The 22,366-nt window shown below is 71.3% G+C and carries 18 protein-coding genes; 2 read left to right on the top strand and 16 right to left on the bottom strand.

The genetic code is table 11. The features are described from left to right. Positions 1-70: 70 nt before the first annotated feature. Both ACQPYK_RS36815 and ACQPYK_RS36810 read left to right on the top strand, forming a co-directional pair. The gene (locus tag ACQPYK_RS36815; protein ID WP_433241767.1) at positions 71-3,610 is read left to right on the top strand and encodes a protein kinase domain-containing protein; all 3,540 of its coding nucleotides are present in this window, start codon (positions 71-73) and stop codon (positions 3,608-3,610) included. Between the two features lie 212 nt (positions 3,611-3,822). Continuing rightward, complete coding sequence (locus ACQPYK_RS36810) at positions 3,823-4,098, top strand: hypothetical protein (protein WP_433241764.1); 276 nt, start codon at positions 3,823-3,825, stop codon at positions 4,096-4,098. A gap of 253 nt (positions 4,099-4,351) precedes the next feature. Here the strand turns inward: ACQPYK_RS36810 and ACQPYK_RS36805 are convergent, their stop codons facing one another. From ACQPYK_RS36805 to pcaH, 16 genes are all read right to left on the bottom strand, one after another. Then, entirely contained in the window at positions 4,352-6,136 is a 1,785-nt protein-coding gene (locus ACQPYK_RS36805) for a spore surface glycoprotein BclB (RefSeq protein ID WP_433241761.1), read from the bottom strand. 639 nt (positions 6,137-6,775) lie between these two features. After that, complete coding sequence (locus ACQPYK_RS36800; protein WP_433241758.1) at positions 6,776-7,867, bottom strand: ABC transporter permease; 1,092 nt, start codon at positions 7,865-7,867, stop codon at positions 6,776-6,778. Next, a complete protein-coding gene (locus ACQPYK_RS36795) occupies positions 7,864-8,715 on the bottom strand; it encodes an ATP-binding cassette domain-containing protein (protein WP_433241755.1) in 852 nt (283 codons plus the stop codon). The genes ACQPYK_RS36800 and ACQPYK_RS36795 overlap by 4 nt, the downstream gene beginning before the upstream one ends. 200 nt (positions 8,716-8,915) lie before the next feature. Further along, a complete protein-coding gene (locus tag ACQPYK_RS36790) occupies positions 8,916-9,692 on the bottom strand; it encodes an SDR family NAD(P)-dependent oxidoreductase (RefSeq protein ID WP_433241752.1) in 777 nt (258 codons plus the stop codon). A 48-nt stretch (positions 9,693-9,740) separates the two neighbouring features. Further along, entirely contained in the window at positions 9,741-10,418 is a 678-nt protein-coding gene (locus tag ACQPYK_RS36785) for a hypothetical protein (RefSeq protein ID WP_433241749.1), read from the bottom strand. Positions 10,419-10,429: 11 nt separating this feature from the next. Then, positions 10,430-11,443 carry an ABC transporter substrate-binding protein gene (locus ACQPYK_RS36780; RefSeq protein WP_433241746.1) on the bottom strand — a complete coding sequence of 338 codons (1,014 nt, stop codon included), beginning with the start codon at positions 11,441-11,443 and terminating at the stop codon, positions 10,430-10,432. Positions 11,444-11,507: 64 nt separating this feature from the next. After that, the gene (locus ACQPYK_RS36775; protein ID WP_433241743.1) at positions 11,508-12,932 is read right to left on the bottom strand and encodes an amidase; all 1,425 of its coding nucleotides are present in this window, start codon (positions 12,930-12,932) and stop codon (positions 11,508-11,510) included. Then, the gene (locus ACQPYK_RS36770) at positions 12,929-14,575 is read right to left on the bottom strand and encodes an FAD-dependent oxidoreductase (RefSeq protein ID WP_433241740.1); all 1,647 of its coding nucleotides are present in this window, start codon (positions 14,573-14,575) and stop codon (positions 12,929-12,931) included. Before ACQPYK_RS36770 ends, ACQPYK_RS36775 begins: the two co-directional genes overlap by 4 nt. Positions 14,576-15,535: 960 nt before the next feature. Beyond that, positions 15,536-16,144, bottom strand: coding sequence for a nuclear transport factor 2 family protein (locus ACQPYK_RS36765; protein WP_433241737.1), 609 nt, complete (start codon positions 16,142-16,144; stop codon positions 15,536-15,538). Positions 16,145-16,179: 35 nt separating this feature from the next. Next, a complete protein-coding gene (locus ACQPYK_RS36760; RefSeq protein ID WP_433241734.1) occupies positions 16,180-16,998 on the bottom strand; it encodes a sugar phosphate isomerase/epimerase family protein in 819 nt (272 codons plus the stop codon). 153 nt (positions 16,999-17,151) lie between these two features. Beyond that, the gene (locus tag ACQPYK_RS36755; RefSeq protein ID WP_433241731.1) at positions 17,152-18,012 is read right to left on the bottom strand and encodes an alpha/beta fold hydrolase; all 861 of its coding nucleotides are present in this window, start codon (positions 18,010-18,012) and stop codon (positions 17,152-17,154) included. 36 nt (positions 18,013-18,048) lie between these two features. After that, complete coding sequence (locus tag ACQPYK_RS36750; RefSeq protein ID WP_433241728.1) at positions 18,049-18,891, bottom strand: IclR family transcriptional regulator domain-containing protein; 843 nt, start codon at positions 18,889-18,891, stop codon at positions 18,049-18,051. Positions 18,892-19,046: 155 nt separating this feature from the next. Continuing rightward, on the bottom strand, positions 19,047-19,772 hold the full coding sequence (locus ACQPYK_RS36745; protein ID WP_433241725.1) for an alpha/beta fold hydrolase: 726 nt from the start codon (positions 19,770-19,772) through the stop codon (positions 19,047-19,049). Positions 19,773-19,910: 138 nt separating this feature from the next. Further along, the gene (locus ACQPYK_RS36740; RefSeq protein ID WP_433241722.1) at positions 19,911-20,765 is read right to left on the bottom strand and encodes an alpha/beta fold hydrolase; all 855 of its coding nucleotides are present in this window, start codon (positions 20,763-20,765) and stop codon (positions 19,911-19,913) included. 179 nt (positions 20,766-20,944) lie between these two features. Beyond that, positions 20,945-21,541, bottom strand: a complete 597-nt coding sequence (gene pcaG, locus ACQPYK_RS36735; RefSeq protein WP_433241719.1) for a protocatechuate 3,4-dioxygenase subunit alpha — start codon at positions 21,539-21,541, stop codon at positions 20,945-20,947. Then, complete coding sequence (gene pcaH / locus ACQPYK_RS36730; RefSeq protein WP_433259026.1) at positions 21,538-22,272, bottom strand: protocatechuate 3,4-dioxygenase subunit beta; 735 nt, start codon at positions 22,270-22,272, stop codon at positions 21,538-21,540. Before pcaH ends, pcaG begins: the two co-directional genes overlap by 4 nt. Between the last annotated feature and the right edge of the window lie 94 nt (positions 22,273-22,366).

Genomic DNA, 22,366 nt, shown 5'->3' with positions numbered 1-22,366 from the left:
GGCGAACGGACCATGAGCCGATATCCTCCCCGCGGCCGACGCCGGGGGTCTTCACACGAAAGGAGGTTCGATGAGCACCGGGCTGATCGACGGGGATCCCCAGCGGCTTGGCGACTACTGGCTGGCAGGGCGGCTGGGCGCGGGCGGTCAGGGCGTGGTCTACGAGGCCTACGACGCCGAGGGCAGGCGGGTGGCGGTCAAAGTGCTGCACGGCGACGCCGGTGCCGACCCCGAACTGCGCGAGCGGTTCGGACGCGAGGCGGCCGCCGCCCGGCGGGTCGCCTCGTTCTGCACGGCCAGCGTGATCGACGCCGACCTCGACGGGCCCAGGCCGTACATCGTCTCCGAATACGTCGAGGGCCCCAGCCTGCGCAAGGCGGTCGCCGACGGGCGCCGATTCACCGGAGGCGACCTGCACCGCCTGGCGACCGCGATCGCCACCGCGCTGACCGCCATCCACGACGCCGGGGTCATCCACCGCGACCTCAAGCCCGACAACGTGCTGCTCGGCCCGGACGGCCCCCGGGTGATCGACTTCGGCGTCGCCCGTACGGCGGACATGTCGCTGACCGCGACCGGCATGGTGGCGGGCACCCCGACCTACATGGCTCCCGAGATCTTCATGGGTCAGCGCGCCGGTACGCCGGTCGACGTGTTCGCCTGGGGCGGGATCATGGTCTTCGCCGCGACGGGAGCCGATCCCTTCCGGGCCGAGAGCCTGGGCGGGGTCATGCACCGCGTGCTCTCCGTCCAGCCCCAGCTGGACATGCTGCCCGAACGGCTCCGCCCCTTCATCGCGGCCTCACTCGCCAAGGACCCCCAGGCCAGGCCGTCGGCGAGGGACCTGTTGCTCGCCCTGGTCAGTGACGACGGCCGACTCGACACCTCGCGGCTGCTCGCGGCGGGCAGCAACGCCGGGGCCCAGGTCCGCGCCGCCGCTGCCGACCCGGCGCTCGGCACCCTGGCCGAGGACGCCTACGCCGCGCTCGGCCCGGCCGAACGGGAGATCGCCCCTGAGATCTTTCTCCGGCTGGTCACCGTGACCGACGACGGCGAGCCGGGCGTACGGCAGGCGCAGTGGGCCGAACTCCTCGACGGGCGGCACGAGAACGAGGCGGCCGCCGTGCGCAAGGTGCTGCAGGTCTTCGCCTACCTGGTCGCCCACAACGACCGGGAGGTCTGGCTGTCGCGGCCCGCCCTGCCACAGGCGTGGCCCCGGCTGCGCCTGTGGGTCCAGGCCAACCGGGACGGCCTGATCGTCCACCGGGGGATCCTCTCCGGCGCGCGGCACTGGCAGGACCAGGGGCGCCGGGACGGTGATCTGCTGCAGGGCAGCAGCCTGGAGAACGCGATGAACTGGGCGGCCACCGGGCGCCGCAACATCACGCTGAGCCCGGTCGAGCGCGACTTCCTGGAGGCGGGCGCCGCTCTCACCAGACGCCGCGCCCGCCGGGGCCGGCTGCTGTCCATGACGCTGGCCGTGCTGCTGCTGGCCGCGCTGGTGGCCGGGGCGCTCGCCGTACAGCAGAGCAGGGTGGCCGACGCGCGCAGCGCCACCATCGCGCTCCAACGAGACCAGGCGGAGGCCCGCCAGCTCGCCGCGACAGCCGACTCACTACGGGTGACCGAGCCGGTCAAGGCCATGCTGCTCAGCGTGGCCGCCTGGCGACTGGCACCGGTGGCAGAGGCCAGGGCGAGTCTGGCCGGCTCACTCGCCCAGCGGGAGAGGGCGACCTTCCACGACCCGGCCACCGCGATACAGACACTCAGGGCGCTCAGCCGTGACGGCCGCACGCTCGTCAGCGCGGGCGACGGCGAGGTGCGCGTCTGGGACGTGCGGACCGGCGAGCGCGTCGGCGGATTCAAGGGCATCGGCGACGACCTGCGAGGAGTCGCGCTGAGCCCGAGCGGCAAGCTGCTCGCGGTGATCAGCGGTATGGAGCTGAAACTCTGGGACATGGCCACGGGCAGGCCGACCGGCGCGACCCTCACCGTCCAGGGGCGGGAGGGCGGTGGCGACACCCAGGCCTTCTTCGGTCAGGCTGAGGACCGGGTCCTGATCACCGAGGGGGAGGGCCTCACGGTCTGGAACCCGGCGACCGGAGAGCGGCGGTTCCCATCCGTCGCGGGCCTGGACTTCGACACCTCCGCCGACGGCCGCGGGCTCGCGGTGGGCACCCTCGACGGGGAGTCGGTGGCCTTCACCCTGGCGGGCCTGGGCCGGACCCCGCTGGGGAGCCGGTGCAACGGCTGCGGGCCGCACGTCGCCTACAGCCCGGACGGCAGGACCATCGCCGTCGGCAGAGGGAAGACCGTCCAGTTGCGCGACGCCGCGACCGGAGCCGATCTGGAACGTCCGCTGGAGCCGGGCAACGGCGGAAAGCTGCGCTTCAGCCCCGACGGCCGCTTCCTGTCCGCCGCGGACGACACGAGCATCAAGCTCTGGCGGGTCCGGGACGGCAGGCTCCTGCTCACTCAGAGGATCGACGCCTTCATGCCCGTCGTGGCCTTCGACCCGGACGGGCGCACGCTGCGCTACCTCACCGAGGGGTCGGTCACCGCTCTCGACATCGCCGCGCTGACCAGCCCGATTGTGCTCAAGGGCGCCGGCACCCACTGGGCCGAGCTGAGCCCGGACGGGCGCCTGCTCGCCTCCAGGGACAGCGGGGCAGGTGAGGTCCGGCTGTGGGACGTCCGCCGGCGCAAACCCGTCGCCGCCCTGGCCGTCGGACCCAAGGGCGCCGACGGCTACTTCGCGATGGCCTTCAGCAGGGACGGCCGGCGGCTGGCGGTCAACACCGGCGGGGAGAGCTCCCGGCTGACGATCTGGGACACCGCCACCTTCAGGCGGATCGCCACCGTCGAGGCCTCGCGCCAGGGCCAGGTGCCCGCCCTGGCGATGAACGCCGACGGCACCGCCGTGGCCTCCTACGTCATGTATTACGACCCGGAGAAGGCGCCCAGCGGGGAGATCCACCTGTGGGACGTGCCCAGTGGCCGCCACCGCTGGTCGCGGGGACAGGAGTTCGTCAACGCGCTGGCGTTCACCCCCGACGGCAAGGCCCTCGGCGTCGCCGGGGGAGAGCAGCGGCTGCTGGACGTGACGACCGGCGAGCCGTTCGGCGACACCTACGGCGCGCCGACCGTCAGCATCCCGGTGACCTCGCTGGCCTTCAGCCGGGACGGCACCCGCTTCGCCACCGCCGACCAGGTCGGGCGGATGTCGGTGTGGGAGAGCGGGACCAGGAACCGGGTGGGCGCCCTGATCCGCGCCGGCACCGGGGCCGGGACGGGGCTGGCCTACTCGCCGCGCGGCGACGTGATCGCCGGCGGCGCGGACGAGCGGTCGGTGGCGCTGTGGGACATCGCCACCGGACGCCGTCTCGGACAGCCGATCGCGGTGCACACCGGCGACCTCCAGTCGCTGGCGTTCACCGCCGACGGTTCCCGGCTGATCACGGTCGATTCCGACGGAGTCCTGGCCGAGCAGCCGGTCGATCCGGAGCAGGTGGCGGCCGCGGTCTGCGAGCGGGCCGGCCGTACCCTGTCGCCCGGCGAGTGGCGCGACTCCCTGAGAGGCGTTCCCTACCGCGATGTATGCCCTGGTTGACCAGAGCTCTCCGTACGGGGAGCGGGTCCGGACACGTGCGGGGAGCCGCGGTGGAGCCCGTCGAGGAGGTCTGCGGTGCCTGGTTCGCTCGCTCCGATCATCTTGGGACGTTCGGCCTGGTAGCGGGGGTGGTCGCCTTGTGGGCGCCGGTCTGAGCGAAGCCCGCTCTGGGTAGACCCACACGGAAATCGCCGTGAGTTTTTGGGGGAGACATGGCGCAGTGTGAAGTATGCGGCAATGACTACGACATGAGTTTCGAAGTGCACGCCCAGGGGGCCGTGCACGTCTTCGACAGTTTCGAATGCGCGATCCAGCGGATGGCGCCGATCTGCGAGCGCTGCGGGGTCCGTATCGTCGGGCACGGCGTTCAGGCGGGTCGGCGCTGGTTCTGCTGCGCGCACTGCGCCCGCCAGGAGGGTGCGGACACGATCGTCGACCGGGTCGGGATCCCCACCCAGCAGGGCGCGCAGGAGACGACCTCCGCCTAGACCGGCCTGATCGTCACCGGCCTGGCCCGGCCTGGTCTGGCAGGGACCGGCCGGGACCGGCGGCCGTCGCCGTGCCTCGCCCGGACAGGGAATCCGTCGTCCTCCGGCACATGGGATCAGCCGATATATGGGATCAACCGGGACGCGACTTCGGGAGAGGCCCCGAACGTCCCGCCCGAGAGTTTCGCGGTGCCGGTTCCGCGGGCCCGGCGCGAACGATCGTGCCGGGCCCGCGGGTGGTCGGAGACTCAGGTCAGCTCAGCGGCCAACAGGTGGCGTGCGAGGTGATCTGCGCCGGCAGAAGGCCGAAGTTCCTGGCCGTCACCGTCCAGGAATTGTCCGCCGAGTTGGAGAGGTTGGCGGTGACGACCAATCCGTCCGGGTTCAGGTACCCGCCGTTGATCAACGCCGTGTTCACCGGGCAGATGGCGATTGCGGTTCCGACGCTCTCCCCCTCGACCGTGACGGTCTCGTCGACATCCTGAGGGTCCACGATGATGCCCGCGGGTCCCTGGGGTCCTTGGGGTCCGGTGTCGCCGGTGTCGCCCTTGGGCCCCTGTGGTCCGGTCTCGCCCTGCGGGCCCTGCTCGCCTTGCGGTCCGGCCTCGCCTTGCGGGCCCTGCTCGCCTTGCGGGCCGGCTTCGCCCTGCGGGCCCTGCTCGCCTTGGGGTCCGGTGTCGCCCTTGGGCCCCTGTGGTCCGGTCTCGCCCTGCGGGCCCTGCTCGCCTTGCGGGCCGGTTTCGCCCTGCGGGCCCTGCTCGCCTTGCGGGCCGGTTTCGCCCTGCGGGCCCTGCTCGCCTTGCGGTCCGGTTTCGCCTTGGGGTCCGGTGTCGCCGGTGTCGCCCTTGGGCCCCTGTGGTCCGGTCTCGCCCTGCGGGCCCTGCTCGCCTTGGGGTCCGGTTTCGCCTTGCGGGCCGGTTTCGCCTTGCGGGCCGGTTTCGCCTTGCGGGCCGGTTTCGCCTTGCGGGCCCTGCTCGCCTTGGGGTCCGGTGTCGCCGGTGTCGCCCTTGGGCCCCTGTGGTCCGGTGTCGCCCTGCGGCCCCTGGGGTCCTTGGTCGCCGGTGTCCCCCTGCGGACCTTGGGGACCTGTGTCACCCTGTGGGCCTTGCGGTCCGGTGTCGCCTTGCGGTCCTTGGGGTCCGGTGTCGCCGGTGTCGCCCTTGGGTCCTTGCGGTCCGGTGTCGCCCTGCGGACCTTGGGGACCTGTGTCACCCTGCGGTCCGGTGTCTCCGGTGTCGCCCTGGGGACCCTGATCGCCGGTCTCTCCTCTGGGACCCTGCTCGCCGGTGTCGCCCTGTGGGCCCTGTGGGCCCTGGTCGCCGGTGTCGCCCTTGGGGCCCTGGGGCCCGGTGTCCCCCTGCGGACCCTGCTCACCCTGTGGGCCGGTTTCGCCCGGCTCGCCCTGCGGACCCTGCTCACCCTGCGGTCCGGTGTCGCCCTTGGGCCCGCGCGGACCTTCGGTCCCCTGCGGGCCCTGCCTGCCTTGCGGGCCCTGCGGCCCGACGTCGCCCTTGGGACCCTGGGGGCCGACGTCCCCGCGCGCTCCCGGCTCGCCCTGCGGGCCCTGCCTGCCCTGTGGGCCCTGCGGCCCGGTGTCGCCCTTGGGACCCTGGGGGCCGACGTCCCCGCGCTTGCCCGGCTCGCCCTGCGGGCCCTGCGGGCCTGTGACGCCCGGCCTTCCCTGGTCACCGGTGTCGCCCTTGGGCCCGCGCGGACCTTCGGTCCCCTGCGGGCCCTGCCTGCCTTGCGGGCCCTGCGGGCCGGTGTCCCCTCTGGGTCCCGTGTCGCCGGTGTCCCCCTTGGGGCCGCGCGGCCCCGCAGGGCCTCGCGGTCCTGGTTCGCCCTGAGGGCCTTCGATGTTCCACACGATTCGCGTTTCATCGATGTAGCACGTGGTGATGCCGGTGCCGATGACGCGAGGCCATCCCCTGGTGGGCCCGAAGGCCTTCACACAGGCGTAAACCGTCGCAGGGGTGTCGGCCGGTTCGGCCAGTGCGGATGTCGCGACGGCCACCGCGCCGGCATGAGCCGTGACCATCGCGGCTGCGATAGCGAGCAGCCGACTACCGAGGAGGATTTTTGATTGCTGTGACACTCTTGTCTCTATTCTCCACGTCTTGGGGTGAATCCTGTCTGGTGAATGGCCGGCAATTTAATTCGCTCCACGAATACTGAAATAGATGGAAGAATCCCAATGGCACTTACGTGAGATGGGATGCCCGTTGAGCGAATTTCTTCTGGCCGAATGGCTCACCAGTGAATTTCGTACCCAGAAGTGGCTGGGCGACCAGAACGTGACGGTGAACAGAAGCTCAAGATCCATAAATGTGCGATCCCCGTGTAGGGCGCGGATCGATGGCTTGAAGCCGGCAGAGGTCACAAGGGCACATGAAAAGCTTTGATCTTTACCTGGAATGTCGATAGTGTCAGGAAATAAGCGCATCTTTCTCTTGCTGCCCGGCATTCGATCAATTAACCCGGTGGGGGATCGTGAATCGCGGGCGGTCCCCGGTCCGGCGCGCGGCGCGCGGGGCGGGGTCCGGCGATGTGGTCAATGTGATGAATGCTGCAGATATGGCCAGTATGGACAATATGGTCGGCAGTCGTGGCATCACGAGCCGCCGGGCCTTCGCCGCTGCCACGCGCCCACCGCGCCGTCCGGGCGCGGGCGTCTCGATCAAGTACGGCGGGCCAGCCGCAGCCGCTGCTGGTCGGCGAACACGGCGGCGACCAGCACGACGCCGACGGTGATCGTCTGCCAGGAGGAGCTGACCTTCGCCACCACGAGCCCGGTCTGAAGCACCGTTATGATCAGGGTCCCGATGACGGCTCCCGCGATGTTGCCGCGTCCACCGAACAGGCTGACGCCGCCGATGACGACCGCCGCGATCGCGGACAGCTCGGAGGTCTGCCCGGCCGTCACCGACGCGGCGGCCAGCTGGGACATCACGAGGAATCCGGCCACGCCGGCGAGCGCGCCGGCGAGCGCGTAGACCGTCGTGGTGTGGCGTTCGACCTTGATCCCGGTACGCGCGGCCGCCTCCGGGTTGCTGCCGATGCCGTAACAGTGCCGCCCGAAGCGGGTGTAGTGCAAAAGCAGGCCCGCACCGATCGCGATGACCGCCGTCACCAGGACGGGGATCGGGACCCATCCGTCGAGTAACGCGGTGTTGCCTATCGCGAAGATGTCGGGGGGCAGGTCGGAGATGTCCTGGCCGTTGTTGACCAGTTGGGTGACGCCGGTCGCCGCACCCATCATGCCGAGCGTCGCGATCAGCGGTGTGATCTTCAGCCGGGTGATGACGACGCCGTTGACCGTACCGACGAGGATGCCGACGACGACCGCGACGGCGGCGCCGACGATGAGGATCACCGTCTGCGACAGGGTCCCCTGCCCGAGCATCTTCGCCATCGCCCAGCCCGACACCATGCCCGACAGGCCGAGGTTGGCGCCGACCGACAGGTCGATGCCGCGTCCCACGATGACGAAGGTCTGGCCGAGGCTGAGCAGGATCACCTCGGTCGCGGCCAGTGACGTCGCCACCCAGGCGGCCTTCGTGTGAAACTGCGGCGCCACGATGCCGAACAGCACGACGATGGCGACGAGCACCCCCAGCGTCCACAGGCTGCCGGCGCGCTCGCCGATCACCGTGAGACGGCGGGTGGTGGTGCGGCCCGTGGCGCCGCCGACGGCACCCGCCGCGGGACCGGCCGCGTCCGCGGCGGCGACCGTCGTCACGCGCCCGGACTTCGACTGCAATTGGTTCATCCCAGGTCTCCGTGTGCTTCGCGTTCGGGTGACGCCGGCAGGTCCGTTCCGCCGTCCGCCTCTCCTTCGAGGCCGGTGATCAGTCCGACGAGGCGTTCGACGGTTACCGCCTCGCGGTCGGTGAGCGCGGCCAGCCGTCCGCGGCGCAGCACCGCGATGCGGTCGGCGATCTCCATGACGTGCGGGAGCTGGTGGCTGACCAGCACGACCGCGGTGCCCAGGGAGCGGACGTGGTCGATGAGGTTCAGCACCTCGCGTTGCTGCTCCACGCCGAGGGCCGCGGTGGGCTCGTCCAGCAGCAGCACCCGCTCGCACCAGGTGACCGCGCGGGCGATCGCCACCGCCTGCCGCTGGCCCCCGGAGAGGTTCCCGCACTCGCGGTTGATGTCGGGGACGTGGATGTGCACGCGGTCCAGCGCCGCCTGGGTCTGCCTGCGCATCTCCCCCCGGTCGAGCCACTTCAGCCATCGTCCGGGAAGCGAGGAGGTGACGATCTCCCGGCCGAGGAACAGGTTGCTGGTGACGTCGAGGTCGAGGGCCAGCGCGAGGTCCTGGTAGACGGTGGCGATTCCGGCGGCGGAGGCGTCGGTGGGGCCGCGGAACAGCCGGGGCTCGCCATTGACCAGCAGCTGACCCTCGGACGGTGTCGCGTTCCCGGACAGGATTTTCAGCAGCGTGCTCTTGCCGGCGCCATTGTCCCCGACCAGGGCGAGCACCTGCCCCGGGATCAGGTCGAGGGTGACGTCGTGCAGGGCCACGACCGAGCCGTAGCGCTTGGTCAGGCCACGTACTTCCAGTACCGGTGCGGAGTCGTGGCGGGTGGGATCCGATGTCGCGGTTTCTGCCATGGATGTCATGAGGGCCTTTCAAGGGGGTGGTGCGAAGATCGCCGGGGTCCGTCGGGGGTCACGGCACGTCAGCGCCCGTGTGTCTTCGGGCGGCTCGTGTCGCGGCCGCGCACCCGTTCGGCCGGGCCGGCGTGGCGCGGTGCCATGGCGGTCGGCGTCACGCCGGCATCAGGTACGGTGACCCGCCTTCCGCGGCGGCGTCAGCTGACGAAGAGCGGCAGCTGGGAGCCGGCGCACACGTGCAGGACCTCGCCGGTGATGCGCGCCGCCTGCTCGGAGGCGAGGAAGGCGACCGCGTTGGCGACGTCTTCGGGACGGACCAGTTCCTTCATCGGGGTCGCCGCCCGAACCCGCTCGGCGTAGTCGTCGAGCGTGTGGTCGTCGCCGCGCTGAAGGCTGAAGCGGGTGCGGACGAAGCTGGGCGCGACGGCGTTGACGGTCACGCCGAGCGGTGCCAGCTCCAAAGCCAGCGATCGAGTGAGTCCGACCAGCCCGGCCTTCGAGGCCGCGTACGCCGGGTGGCCGCCGCCGAGCCAGGTGCGCGACGCGATGTTGACCAGGGCCCCGGAACGCTGCCGGGTCCACCAGGGCAGCACCGCCTGGGCGAGCAGGGCGGGCCCTCGCAGGTTGACGTCGAGCGTCAGGTCCCATGATCCGACGTCGATGTCGGCGAGGTCCTGCGAGGGTTCCACGCCCGCCGAGCAGACGACCGCGTCGATGCGGCCGAATTCTTCGGCGGTGCGGGCCACGAGGTCGCGGATCCGGTCGGGGTCCGCGACGTCCAGCTCGCTCGCTCTCGCCCGGCCGCCGGAGCCGGTGATGCTCTCGGCGATGTCCCGAGCTCGCGCGAGGTCGAGGTCGGTGACGACGACCGTCCAGCCGTCCTGCGCCAGCCTGGCGCATGTCACGCCGCCGATGTCCCCGCCGCCCCCGGTGACGACGGCGACCCGGTCCGTGCGGCTCGCTCCCTCACTCATCGAATCCGCTTCCCGGCCGCCGCAGGGCCCGTTCGATGGATCGCGGACTCATCGCAGGGGTGACCAGGAGGTGGGCCGGACCACCACACCGGTGTTCGCCGTCTCCAACTGGGTGCTCTTCTCGCGCCAGGCCTGCAGCTCCGGGAACTCCTCGGGGGCGGACTGGGTGCGCACCAGCGTCTTGAAGTCGGGGAAGGACCAGATCACGATGGCCTCGCTCTGGTTGCGGAAGGCGACCTCGTAGGCGCCGAGGACGCCGAACCCGTACATGGATCCGAGCGCTTCCTTCAGCGCGCCGACGCAGTCGAGGTACTCCGGCGTGTCGCCCGGCCGGACGCGGATCGTCTCGTGCAGGACGACCGGGGCGCGCGTTCCGCTCTCGACGATCTCGTCCAGGGTGGGCGTGTAGTCGGTGCCGATGAGGACACGGTCGAAGCCGCCGGAGCGCTCGCCGTACCAGCGCTCCAGGGGCTCGTGGAACAGCTCGGGATGGGTGTCGAAATGGTCGGCGAAGCCGTCCCAGCCTCCCGGCATCTGCCAGAAGCCGATGATCTGGGGCCACTGGCCGGTCAGGAAGACGGGGACCCAGTTGGCGATGCAGCGCCCGCCGGCCGAACCCTTCGCGTTCCCCTCGGTGGCCACGACGTGGCCGATCTCGTCGAGGTAACGGTTGTGCGCCCCGGGAGACCTGACCGGGTCGATGGTCTCGTGCAGATAGATGTGCATGGGAGCTCCTTTCAGCTTCCAGAGGTGTAGAGCAGGGGGGTGACCGCGGGATCGTCGATGTTCTCCTTGGTGACGCCGACGTTGGGGATCAAGGTCGACGGTTTGATCGACGCCTTGTCTCCGCTCAGGTGCGCGTGCGCGTAGTCGATGGCCAGCGCCATCTGGTTGGCCGGCTGCGACACGGACAGGAAGTCGATCCGCCCACCTTTGAGCTGCTTGACCTGCTCGGGCGAGGCGTCGAACGCGGCGACTCGGATCTGCCCGGTCTTGCCCACGGCGGCCACGGCGGCGGTCGCTCCTTCGCCGTTGACCTCGGTGGCGCCGAAGATGGCGTTGGTCTCGGGGTGCGCCAGCAGGAGGCCGCGCACCGCCTGCTGGTTGGACGGGACCGTGGCGCCGCCGTACTGCTCCTCCAGGACCTTGATCCCGGGGAAGTTCTTCTTCATCGTGTCGTTGAAGCCCTTGACACGGTCTTCGATGGTGGAGCTGCCAGGCGCGATGTTGAGGACGGCCACGGTCCCGGTGCCGTTGAGCTGCTTACCGAAGCTCTCGGCGACGATCCGGCCGCCCTGGTAGTTGTCCGTCGCGATCTGCGCGACCAGCCCCTCGGTGTTCTTGAGCGTTCCGCCCACGGTGATGACCGGGATGCCGGCGCTGATGTACCGCTGGATGGCCGGCCGCAGCGAGATGTCGTCCACCGGTGACACGAGCAGGAGATCGGGCTGGGAGGCGAGTTCGGCGTTGAGCACGTTGTTCTGGGTCGTCGCGTCGTAGGCGGAGACCGCGATGTACTTGACCTGGTATCCGTACTTCTTCGCCTGGGCGGCGGCGCCGCGGTAGGCGGTGTCGAAGTAGGGCAGCTGAGAGACGCCGGGCACGTAGTCGATGACGACCGTGCTGGGATCCTTGCTCGCGGACGCCGTGGTGGGCGTGGCGGGCGTGGCCGAGGCGGCGCACGCTGTCGTCAGGGCCAGCATCGCGGAGCAGGCGAGGAAACCGATGGCATTGCGTTGGATCTTGGTCATGGGATGCGGTCGTGTGTCCATGGATGGCGCTCTCTCGCTTGGTTGGGCGGGTACGGCCGGCGGCTCACCGGCCGGGCGGAAACAGGTGGGCGGAGCCGGTCAGGCCGGCGCGGTGGCAGGCGGCCCCGATGCGCAGCAACCGGCGATCCGCACCCGGCGGCGCGACGAGCGTCATGCCGACGGGCAGGCCGTCATGGGTGCCGCAGGGCAGCGACAGCGCCGGCGCGCCGGCGAGGCAGAACGGATAGGTGAAGCCGACCAGGGCGGACGTCGTCTCCTCGGTGGCGGTGTCGATCCTGGGCGCCGTGGTCGGAGTGGTGGGGCAGACCAGCACGTCGACGTCGGCGAAGGCGGCGTCGACCTCGTCCCGCCACCGGTCGCGAAATCGCAGCGCGCGGACGTGGTCCACGCCCGAGAAGGCGAACCCGGCGGTGCGGCGGCTCTCCACGGTGGCGGAGTAGAGGTTCTCCTCACCGAGGAGGTCCGCGAACGCGGCGCTGACCTCGACGGCGTAGATGACCCGCGCCTGGTCGCGCACGAGTCGCGCGGACGGGAGTTCCACCGGCCGGAGCACGGCGCCGGCGTCGGCGAGCCTGTCCACGGCCGCGTCGAACCGGCCCAGCACGCCGTCGTCGGCCGTACGGAACCAGCCGGTGAGAACACCGACGCGCAGGCCGGCCGGCCCGTCCATGACGCCGTACGCCTCGGACCCCGGCCCGTCCGTGACGCCGTACGCCTCGGACTCCGGTTCGGCCGGACCGTCGTCGTCGAGTACGCGGAACACCTGCGAGATGTCCGCGGGTTCCCAGGCGATGATGCCGACGGTGTCGAACGTCCTGCTGAGCGGTGTGACGCCGCGCGTGCTGATGCGACCCGTGGTGGGGCGCAGCCCGCAGACGCCGGTCAACGCGGCCGGGATCAGTGCCGAGCCGGCCGTGTCGGTGCCCAGCGCGGCGACCACCATGTCGGCGGCCACGGCGGCCGCGGAGCCGCCGCTCGAGCCGCCCGCCGTCCGCTCGACGTCCCAGGGGTTGCGGGCGTCGCCGTAGTGCGCGTTCCTGGTCACGGCCGAGGTCGCCAGCTCGGGCAGGTTGGTCTTGCCGACGATCAGGGCGCCCGCGCTCTTCAGCCGGGCGACCGCGTCGGCGTCGGCGTCGGCCGGTGGGAACGCGTCGAGTGGCAACCCCAGACTCGTCACCTGACCCGCGACGTCGATGTTGTCCTTCACCGCGACGGGCAGTCCGGCGAGGAGGCCCTCGCGGGCGGCGGGGGAGGCGGCCGTCAGCCGGGCCTGGGTCGCGAACGTCTGGGTGAACGCGTGCAGCGTCCCGTCGTGCGACGCGATGCGCTCAAGCGAGCTTCGCAGCAGGTCCGTCGCCCGGACGTCCCCGGAGCGCACGGCGGCGGCGAGCCCCTCGACGCCGCCGTGCGCCAGGCGGTGGCGGCGCAACGCCGGGCCGGCGGTTCCGGGTCCCGGGCCGGACATCATGCCGGCCTTCCCTGCGGGGCGGGCGAGGCCGTCACGTACCCGAACCTGTGGCGCGGGGTGAGGGCCTCGTATTCGGGCCATTCGAGTTCGATTCCGATGGGGCCGGTGAGCATCGCCTGGAACTCGGCGAGTCTGGCCTCGTCGGCGCGTACCTGCGTGGGCCGCAGCTTCTGCCGGACGCAGAAGCCGGCGAGCGCGCCCGCGGCTTCGCCGACCGTCCATTCCGAAGGGTGCACGCGGCACGCTCCGCTGGTCAGGTGGGTGGCGCCGATGTTCTTGGCGGCCGGCAGCAGGTTCTTCACGCGTACGGGGATGAGGCTGCCGAGCGGGATCTGGAAGGGCCAGGTGTCGATGTCGATGGTGGGGCGGCCGCTGGTCGAGGGATGCACGTCGATCCGGTAGGCGCCGATGCCGACGCTGTCGGCGAAGCGCTCCGCCCCCTGCAGTCCCTTGCGGGCCTCGACGCCGATGTGCTGTTCGAGGAGCGTGACCTCCGCCCGGATGCGCCGGCTCTCCCGGATGTAGGGCATCTTGGCCAGCCCGTTCGCCGTGCCGGTCAGGTCACCGCGGGGCCGCAGCTCCGGGTAACCCTGGCCGCCGTCGTGCCGTGGCGCCTCGGTCTGCATCCAGTACAGAAACGACAGCGACAGCTGCTGGGCGTCCGCCAGCGCGCGCCGGCGGGTCTGGTCGTCGACCCCGATCAGCGGTAGCCGCGAGTAGTCCATCATCGGCCAGGCGGCGACCGTCACGTCCGACCATTCGTCGTCCAGGTGGCCGGAGTCGAGGACGCGCCTGGCGTGCCACAGGTCGTAGTAGATCCCGCCCGGCGACGGCCGGTCGACGAACAGCGGCCGGGTGCGGGGCCGGTGGGTGACGTGGTCGCTGACCTCCCAGCTCAGCAGCGAGCCCGGCCACTCCGGCGGCTGGTAGCTCCGCCAGGTCTCGTAGTCGTCGGGGCGCTCGATGGTGTTGTCGGTGCCCGGCTGCCAGCCCAGGACGAGAGCCCAGGTGATCGCCTGCTGGTCGAGCGGGTCGGGCGCGCCCGGCAGGGCGTGCGGCTCCCCGGTGTCGGCGGCGCTCTCGGCGCCCACGACGTGCTCGACACCGGCGAGACCGATCAGGTCTCCGAGGTCGGTGGCGTCGAGGAAGAAGCTTCCCGAGATCTCGATCTCATCGCCGCCGGCGCCGCGTACCAGCACGCTGCGAACCTCGTCCAGGTCGGTGGAGACCTCTGCCACCTGGTAGTCGCGCAGCACGGTGATCAGCCCTCGGCTGATCCACGGCGCGAGCATCTCCTCCAGGACGAGGCGCGCGACGTACGGCTCGTGGCTCAGCGGGCCGATGTTGCCCGAACCCGGGTTGAACAGGCGAGTCTCGCGGACGGCGGCGTTCAGCGGGTAGTTGCGGCGGTAGAAGTCCCGCACCCGGTCGCGGAACTCGCGGTAGGTCCGCGTGCATCCCACCGACTCGATCCAGGGATGTTCGTCCGGAGGGATGCACTGGCTGGAGACCTGGCCTCCGATCCAGTCGGACTCGCTGACCAGAACGCTGGGCAGGCCGAGCCGAGCCGCTGCAAGGGCCGCGGCGATGCCGCCCAGACCGCCGCCGATGACGACGAGATCGAAGTGTGCCGGTCGAGACAAGTCGGTTGCTCCCAAGGTTGTGAAGATCGCGCCGCGGATCGTCCGTCCGCTCGCCTCGTTTTGTACGCTATGCGCACCGTTGTGCGTATAGCGATCCTAGCGCCGCATCTCGTCAGGTCAATAGGGGTGTCCGTAATTGTTTGGCCGCGCCGTCTCTCCGGCGTTCAGGCGCCGGCTTCCCGGCGTTCAGACGCCGGTGAGCGGGGCGCCGAGGTGGTCGCCGATGAGCGTTGAGCCTGATGACCGCCGGTGGGCATGCCGGGAAAGGTCCTCTCGCCCCGGCCGGGGTGGAGGTACGGCCCGGCCGCCAGACGGCGATGGCTCGGTCCGGGGGTGGAGGTACGGCCCCGCCTGCTTGGGGATACGGCCCGGCCGGATACCGAAACTTCGGTGGATGGCTGGACTCGTCCTGCCGATCCGCCACATGGCCATCCGCCCCTGTGGGCGATGACGGCGACAAGGGCAAGGAAAACGGGCGGGTGGGAGGCGGGGGGTGCGCCGCCCGGCGCGAGGGCCGGGGCAGGATGGAAACGCTCCTCCGGGTGAGGCCGCGATCTCGCGGGTGGACACGCGGATCGGGTTCTCTCCGGCGCCGGCGACCATGTTGGAGCCGGTGCGCCCGTCGAGAGCGTCGAGGCTGGGAAACGGGGGATGCGTCGAGGCTGGGAAGCGGGGGATGGAGGGCGTTGGGGGACGACGGTGTCCGGTTGTCGGGGTCCGAGCATGGCCGCCCTCGACGCCGGGCACGGTCGGTGGCCGGTAGCCGGCGGGTGAGGCCAGGTGCCCTGCTCTGGCTTGGGCCGGTGACCGGGTGTGCTGCCCTGACCCGGGCTGGTGAGTGGTCAGAGGCGAAGCGGGCGATCTGTCTTGTTCCGGCTCGGCGGGTGGTCAGGGGTGAGGCCGGAGTCGTGCTCTGTTCCGGGCCGGTGGCCGGTCAGCGGCGAGGCCGAACGCCGTGTCTCATCGCGCGCCGGCGAGGTCGCGGGCGCCGTCCAGCCATGCCCGGCCGCGGGCGTACAGCGACTCGACGGCCGCGCCGGTGAGCTGCGGCATGTCCGCCTTCACCTGGTAGCCGAGCCCGGACTGCAGGTATGCGAGATGCCGGTAGCCCTCCGGGAACCGGCCCAGCCGCTCGCGATCCAGCCGGAGGCTCACGCCCGCCTCGACGGGGTCGATCCGGTCCCGCTCGTAGATCGGCTGGCGGTGCACCAGCCCCCACCGCTCGTCGCGCTGTTCGAGGAAGTCGAAGAACCGGCCGGTGCACACCACGTCGCAGAGCACCCCGTCGACCTCGGCGCGCTGTGAGATCGTCATCTTCGTCTGGGCGATCGCGCGGGCGCCGGCGAGGTCGACGGACGTCCCCCCTAGGAAGTGCAGGATCCGGACGCCGCGCTCCCACCCCTGCCTGCTGACGTCGATGAAGTCGGCGTAGCCGCCCTGGAACCAGGTCGCCTGCATGACCCCGTCCGGATGCCACACGGTGGCGAAGCGCTCCCAGTCGCCGGCGTCGCGCCAGACCACCCAGTTCTCGATGAGCTCTCTGATGGCTTGCCGATCGGCTGCTGACATGGCCGGTTCCTGTCTGTTCGGAGTTGATGTGACGGTCAAGCGGATGTGGTGGCCGTCGTGGTGAGCGACGGCCACCCGGCCCGTTCCAGGACGCGTCGTGTCGCCTCGAACACCCGGCTCGCCGCCGTGGCGGGAGGCAGGGCTTCGAGGGCGTCCGACCACACCTCGGCGGACATGGGTGCCCGCACCCCGTGGTCGCGCAGCAGTGCCAGCAGGTCCGTGAGTGCGATCGAGCCCTCGCCCGGAAGCAGGCGCAGATGCCGCGCCTCGTGGCGCGGGTCGGCGTCCGGCTCGGGCAGCGCGTCGTTGAGCTGGACGGAGACGATCCTGTCCGCGGGGATGCTCGTCAGGAGATCGGGTGAGCCGCCCGACCGGTGGTAGTGCCAGCTGTCCAGCAGGATTCCGGCGTTGGGCTCCCCGGCCGCGGCGATGACCTCCCACGCCTGGGCCAGGGTGCGCAGCTCGCTGAACGGCATGAACTCCAGGGCGACGGTCACCTGCCGGGCGGCCGCGCGGCGGCACAGCGCCGCGAACCGGCCGACGAGCTCGTCCTTCGGGTGCGGGACGAACTGCATCGCGTTGAACCGGCGGCACCCGAAGGCGTCCAGCACCTGGAACAGCAGCTCGCCTTCCTCGGCGGCCTGCGTGTCCGCCTCGCCGGCGGCCCAGTCCCAGCGCGTCTCCACCTCGGCCACACGCACCCCGTGCTCGGTGAGCAGGTCGCGCATCGCCGCGTCGTCGAATCCCGCGCGCCGCGCGTCGCGGTACTGCTCCAGGGTGAGCCCGATGGAGTCGAACCCGGCGGTCGCCGCGGCGTGCACGCGTTCGGCGAACGGTGCTGCCTGCAATGTCATCGCACACAGGGTGAGGGGGTATCCGTCGGGCATCTCGCTCCGTCCCTTCGTGCGCTTTGCGCGCAACTGTGCGCATAGTAACCAACATGTGCGGGCGTCGGCAACCATGGACCCGTGACCGAGGGGCGGCGCTCAGGCCCGGCCGGGCAGGGCTCAGGCCCAGCCGGGCAGGAAGGCGCGCAGCTGCCGCAGCACCTGTTCCGGCTGCTCCTCCGGCAGGAAGTGCTTGCAGTCGTCGATCGGCGCACCCGTCACCTGGTCGGCGTAGTCGCCCCAGATCTCCAGTGCCCGGCTGCTCCCCAGGCCTCCCTGCGCGCCCCACAGGACGAGCAGCGGCTGGCCGATGCCGTTCCCCTCGAACGCGTCCCGCTCGTCCGCCTCCAGGTCCTCCCGGAATCCGGCGCGGTAGTCCTCCAGTGACGCGTGCAGGGCGTCGGGGTCGCTGAAGGCCCGGACGTACTCGGCGATCGCCGGTTCGTCGATCGCCCCCGGGACGAAGGACTGCCTTTCGAAGAAGAAACGCAGGTAGGGCTCGACATTGCCGCCGATGAGCAGCTCGGGCAGGTCCGGCTGCAGATGGAAGAACCAGTGCCACATCGCCGCGGCCGAGTCCTTGTCGAAGCCGTTCATGACCTCCCGCGTCGGCAGGATGTCGAGCAGGACCAGCCGCTCGACCTCCTCCGGGCGGTCCAACGACCACCGGTGCGCCACGCGGGCGCCGCGATCGTGGCCGATGACGGTGGCCGTGGCGAACCCCAGCGCCTTGACCAGCCGGGACATGTCGCAAGCCGTCGTGCGTTTGTCATAACCGGCTCCCGGCTTGCCGGAGCGCCCGTAACCGCGCAGGTCGGGAGCCACCACCGTGTAGCGCTCGCCGAGGGGCTCCATGAGGTGGCGCCAGCAGTGTCCGGTCTGCGGCCAGCCGTGCAGCAGGACCAGCAGCCGATCACCCGAGCCGCAACGCCGGTAGAAGAGCCTGATGTCGCCGAGATCGGCGTGGTGGGCGGTGATCATCGCAAGGGGTCCTTTCGCGACCCGCCCAGGCGAGGACTACCCGATCAGTCCGATCTCCTGACCGCGGAAGCCGGGGCGCAGGTCTGCTTCGATTTTGCTGACCGCCTGACTCATGGCGGGCAGGAAGTCACGCATGGACTGGGCGGTGCCCCGCCCCGAGAGCATCGACACGTTGAGCGCGGCGATGACCCGGCCGGCCGAGTCACGGACGGGCATGGCGACCGACCGCGTGCCGTCGTCGAACTCCTGGTCGACGATCGCCCAGCCCTGCGTCCGGGTGCGGGCCACCAGGGAGCGCAGCTTGGCCGGATCGGTCACGGTGCGCTTGGTGAACGCCGTGAAGCCGGCGGACGTGAGGTATTTCTCCAGCCACTCGTCGGGCCGGCCGGCGAGCAACACCCTGCCCATGGACGTGGGATAGGCGGGGAAACGGCTGCCGACCATTATCGGCACGGTCATCAGCCGCTTGGTGGGGACGCGCGCGACGAAGACCACCTCCTCGCCGTCCAGCACCCCGAGAGAGCAGCTCTCGTGGATCTCGGAGACGAGCTCCTCCATGTGGGGCAGCGCCACGTCGGGCAGGCTCAGGCTCGACAGGTAGGCGTAACCGAGCTCGAGGATGCGCGGCCGCAGGGCGTACAGGCGGCCGTCGGTGACCATGTATCCCAGGTCGACGAGCGTGAGCAGGAAGCGCCTCGTGGACGCCCGGTCGAGACCGGTGATCTTCGCGACCTCGGTCGAGGTCATCTGGGGCCGTGTCTCGTCGAACGCCTTTATGATCTTCAGGCCTCGTTCGAGCGACTGGACGAAGTATGCCGGACGCTCGCCGTTTCGCGACTCCGGCGCGGCTTTGTCCGTGCTGCCGCCGGTCCGCGTCATCGCCTCACACTCCCCTGATCGCCGGCCGATGAGGCCGTCGTGATCCGCTCCCGCTCGAGATCCACGGCGGAGCTCTCAGCATAGGGGGCGGTCGCCGCGGCCCCGTCGGGCCGATCTTCCGCCGGCCCGATCCCGTCGCGCCCGGCACCGGGACCTCAGCCGACGGCCTGCGTGAGCAGCGTCGCCAGCTCTCGCGGGCGGCTCAGCATCGGCGAGTGGGCGCTGTCCATGACGAGCGACCGCTTCGCCCGCCGGGCCATCCTGGTCTGCACGTGCGCGAGGATCGCGTTGTCATTCTCGCACACCACATATGTCGAGGGGATCTCGCGCCAGGCGGCCCGGGTCACCGGTGTGGAGACCGTCTTGACGTGTTCGGGGGTCAGTCCGGCGATGGCCGTGCGCGCCTGCTGCGGGGTGCAGTCGCCGTAGAACATCTGCGTCGCCGCGGCCGCGGGGACCCGCAGGTAGTCGCCTTCCCGTACCGTGCCGAGGGTGGGGTCGGGCAGGACCGGGGCGGGCACGTTCGCATCGACGCAGGACTCTCCCACGTCCACCATGAACGCCGCGACGTAGACGAGCCCTTTGACGTTGTCCAGCCCGGCCGCGGCCTCGGTGACCACGGCCCCGCCGTAGGAGTGCCCGCACACGACGACCGGCCCGGTCGTGGCCTGGAGCTCGGCGCGCAGGAAGGCCGCGTGCCCCGCCAGGTCGTGTTCGCCCGGCCCGCGCCCGATCCCGGGCAGTTGTACGGCCAGCACCGGGATGCCGGCCTGTCTCAGAAACGGGAGGAGGGGGTCCCACGCCCAGCGGCCGTGCCAAGCGCCGTGAACGAGCACAAGTGTGGGCTTCGATTCCTTCTCCGCCACGGTCATCCCGATCATCTCAACTCTTCCTGGACCGAAGCGCGCGTCGTCCTGCCGGCGGGCATCACCTGGAGATCGTCTCCGGCGTCGCCCGCCGTGTCCGGCGGCACGTTCCATCCGTACGGTAAACACGTTACCATAGCGCACAATTGTGCGCTATGCGCTCAATGTGGCATCATGGCGGGCGTCCGCCGGTCCGCCCGCACCGTCCGGCCCGCCGGAGGCCGCCCTGAGATGGGCGCACAGCGCGGCGGTGACCGCCTCCGGCCGCTCCACCCCGGCCAGGTGGGCGGCGCCGGCGATCTCGACGAGGCTCGCGCGGGGGATGCCGTCGGTCAGCTCGCGGGCGTGGGCGGGCGGGGTGGCCGGGTCCTGGCGGCCGGCGACCACCAGGGTGGGGGTGTCGATCTCCGCCAGCTCGGCCCGCAGGTCGTATCCGGCGAGCGCGTCGCAGCAGGCGGCGTAACCGGCGGGGTCGGTGCCCGCCAGGTCGGCGAGCAGGCCGGCGCCACGGGGGGTGGCGGCGGTGCCCGCGGCAGCGAACCAGCGACCGGGCGCGGTGGCGAGCAGCGGGCCGGTGCCCTCGTCGCGGACCGACCGGGCCCGGTCCCACCATGCCCCGGGCTCGCCGAAACGGGCCGAGGAGCACACCACGGCGAGGGAGATGATCCGCCCGGGGTGATGGAGCGCGAGATGGGCGCCGATGGCGCCGCCGAGAGAGACGCCCGCGTAGTGGAAACCGGCCCAGCCGTGGTGGTCGGCCAGGTCGAGGACGAGCCGGGCCAGATCCGCGACGGAGGTGGCGCCGGGGGACAGGTCGGGCAGCAGGTCGGCGGGCGAGCCGCCGTGGCCCGGCAGGTCGAAGCGCATCACGCGGTGGGTCCGGGACAGCGCGGACAGCTGGGGCTCCCAGACGGCCAGGGAGGTGCCGAGCGAGGGTCCGAGAACCAGCGGTGGGGCGCCGGCCGGACCGTCGAGATCGTGGTGGAGCAGGTGCGGAGAGGATGACACGAGGCCTCCTTCGAGGAGGATGTGGCGCGGACGGCGCCGGGGCACCGGCCGTCCGCCGCGTGCGGGGCGTTCAGCGCCCGGCGGGGACGCCTGGCAGAGGCGACCGGGACAGGCGCCCGGCGGAGACGTCCGGGACAGGCGCCCGGCTGGGGGCGGCGGACGGCGGGGCGCCGACGGGATCAACCGAAATCGAAGAAGACCGTCTCCTCCTCCGGACCCTGTCCCGCCTGGAGGCGGATGTCGAAGCGGTAGACGCGCTCACGCTCGACGGTGGCGACCAGGGTGGCCCGGCGCTCGGGCGGCAGGGCGCCGAGGGCCGGGTCCAGGGCCAGCGCGTCGAGATGTTCGGGCAGGTAGATGCGAGTGTACAGATGGTGCAGCAGGCCGCGTGCGAAGACGCAGACCGCCAGATGAGGGATGGCGCCGTCACGGTGGGCGCCGGGTGGCAGGGTGCGAAGCGTCCAGCCGCCGTCGGCGTCGGTGGCGACCCGTCCGAAGCCGGTGAAGTCCACTCCGTCGCGGCCCAGGACCGCACCCGTCACGGGGTCACGGCGCAGCGAGCCGGGAGCGCCGGCGAGGCTCCCGTCGGGAGCGGCCTGCCAGAACTCCAGCAACGCGTCGGGGACGGGCTGCCCGGCGCCGTCGTAGACGCGCCCGCGGACGGTGATGGTGTCGGGGTGACCGGCCGGGGCGACTTCACCGCCGCCGGTGAAGGGCAGGGCGTAGCCGTAGAAGGGGCCGACGGTCTGGGAGGGGGTGGGTGCGAGGCGTGTCACCGGAGTCCTTCCTCGATCCAGGTGGCTGCGGGACCGTCGAGCACGATGTCCCAGCGGTAGCCGAGTGACCACTCGGGAACGGACAGGTCGTGGTCGTAGGCGGCCACCATGCGCTGCCGGGCCCGGTCGTCGGTGACGGAGTTGAGGATCGGGTCATGGACGAACAACGGGTCGCCCGGGAAGTACATCTGGGTGACCAGCCTTTGTGTGAAGGCGGTGCCGAACAGGGAGAAGTGGATGTGCGCGGGCCGCCAGGCGTTGAGGTGGTTGCGCCACGGATAGGCGCCGGGCCTGACGGTGGTGAAGCGGTAACGGCCCTCGTCGTCGGTCAGGCAGCGTCCCACACCCGTGAAGTTGGGGTCGAGCGGGGCGGGGTGCCGGTCGCGCTGGTGGGCGTAGCGGCCGGAGGCGTTGGCCTGCCAGATCTCGACCAGCTGGCCGCGGACCGGACGGCCGTCGCGATCCAGCAGGCGGCCGGTCACGGTGATCCGCTCACCGAGCGGCTCGCCCTGGTGCTGCAGGGTCAGGTCGGCGTCGTGCTCGGTGACGTCGGTGACACCGAAGGCGGGGCCGCTGAGCTCGACGGCCTCCGGGTCGTGGACGGCGACCAGCGGCCGGCGGGGGTGGCGCAGCAGGCTGCTGCGATAGGGCGCGTAGTCGCGGGCCGGATGGTGCTGCTCCGGGGAGCCTTCGGCCAGGGACTTGGCGTATATCTCGTGCAGGTCGTTCATCTCGCGATCGATGACGGCCTGGCCGAGCGGCGAGGACGGTCCCGCTTCCGACGGAGGCGGTGGTGCGGCGGTGGAGCTCATGAGCGGTCTCTCC

It is taken from the genome of Streptosporangium sp. CA-135522, from assembly GCF_050949235.1.
In the GTDB taxonomy this organism is placed as follows: Bacteria; Actinomycetota; Actinomycetes; order Streptosporangiales; family Streptosporangiaceae; genus Streptosporangium.
The sequence above is the reverse complement of the archived record's forward strand: the minus strand, read 5'-3'. Positions and strand labels throughout refer to the sequence as shown.

Bases quoted from the DNA above. Each gene is read 5' to 3' on its own strand.
- ACQPYK_RS36815 (WP_433241767.1), top strand. From the start codon at position 71: ATGAGCACCGGGCTGATCGACGGGGATCCCCAGCGGCTTGGCGACTAC.
- ACQPYK_RS36810 (WP_433241764.1), top strand. From the start codon at position 3,823: ATGGCGCAGTGTGAAGTATGCGGCAATGACTACGACATGAGTTTCGAA.
- ACQPYK_RS36805 (WP_433241761.1), bottom strand. From the start codon at position 6,136: ATGGTCACGGCTCATGCCGGCGCGGTGGCCGTCGCGACATCCGCACTG.
- ACQPYK_RS36800 (WP_433241758.1), bottom strand. From the start codon at position 7,867: ATGAACCAATTGCAGTCGAAGTCCGGGCGCGTGACGACGGTCGCCGCC.
- ACQPYK_RS36795 (WP_433241755.1), bottom strand. From the start codon at position 8,715: ATGGCAGAAACCGCGACATCGGATCCCACCCGCCACGACTCCGCACCG.
- ACQPYK_RS36790 (WP_433241752.1), bottom strand. From the start codon at position 9,692: ATGAGTGAGGGAGCGAGCCGCACGGACCGGGTCGCCGTCGTCACCGGG.
- ACQPYK_RS36785 (WP_433241749.1), bottom strand. From the start codon at position 10,418: ATGCACATCTATCTGCACGAGACCATCGACCCGGTCAGGTCTCCCGGG.
- ACQPYK_RS36780 (WP_433241746.1), bottom strand. From the start codon at position 11,443: ATGACCAAGATCCAACGCAATGCCATCGGTTTCCTCGCCTGCTCCGCG.
- ACQPYK_RS36775 (WP_433241743.1), bottom strand. From the start codon at position 12,932: ATGATGTCCGGCCCGGGACCCGGAACCGCCGGCCCGGCGTTGCGCCGC.
- ACQPYK_RS36765 (WP_433241737.1), bottom strand. From the start codon at position 16,144: ATGTCAGCAGCCGATCGGCAAGCCATCAGAGAGCTCATCGAGAACTGG.
- ACQPYK_RS36760 (WP_433241734.1), bottom strand. From the start codon at position 16,998: ATGACATTGCAGGCAGCACCGTTCGCCGAACGCGTGCACGCCGCGGCG.
- ACQPYK_RS36755 (WP_433241731.1), bottom strand. From the start codon at position 18,012: ATGATCACCGCCCACCACGCCGATCTCGGCGACATCAGGCTCTTCTAC.
- ACQPYK_RS36750 (WP_433241728.1), bottom strand. From the start codon at position 18,891: ATGACGCGGACCGGCGGCAGCACGGACAAAGCCGCGCCGGAGTCGCGA.
- ACQPYK_RS36745 (WP_433241725.1), bottom strand. From the start codon at position 19,772: ATGATCGGGATGACCGTGGCGGAGAAGGAATCGAAGCCCACACTTGTG.
- pcaH (WP_433259026.1), bottom strand. From the start codon at position 22,272: ATGAACGACCTGCACGAGATATACGCCAAGTCCCTGGCCGAAGGCTCC.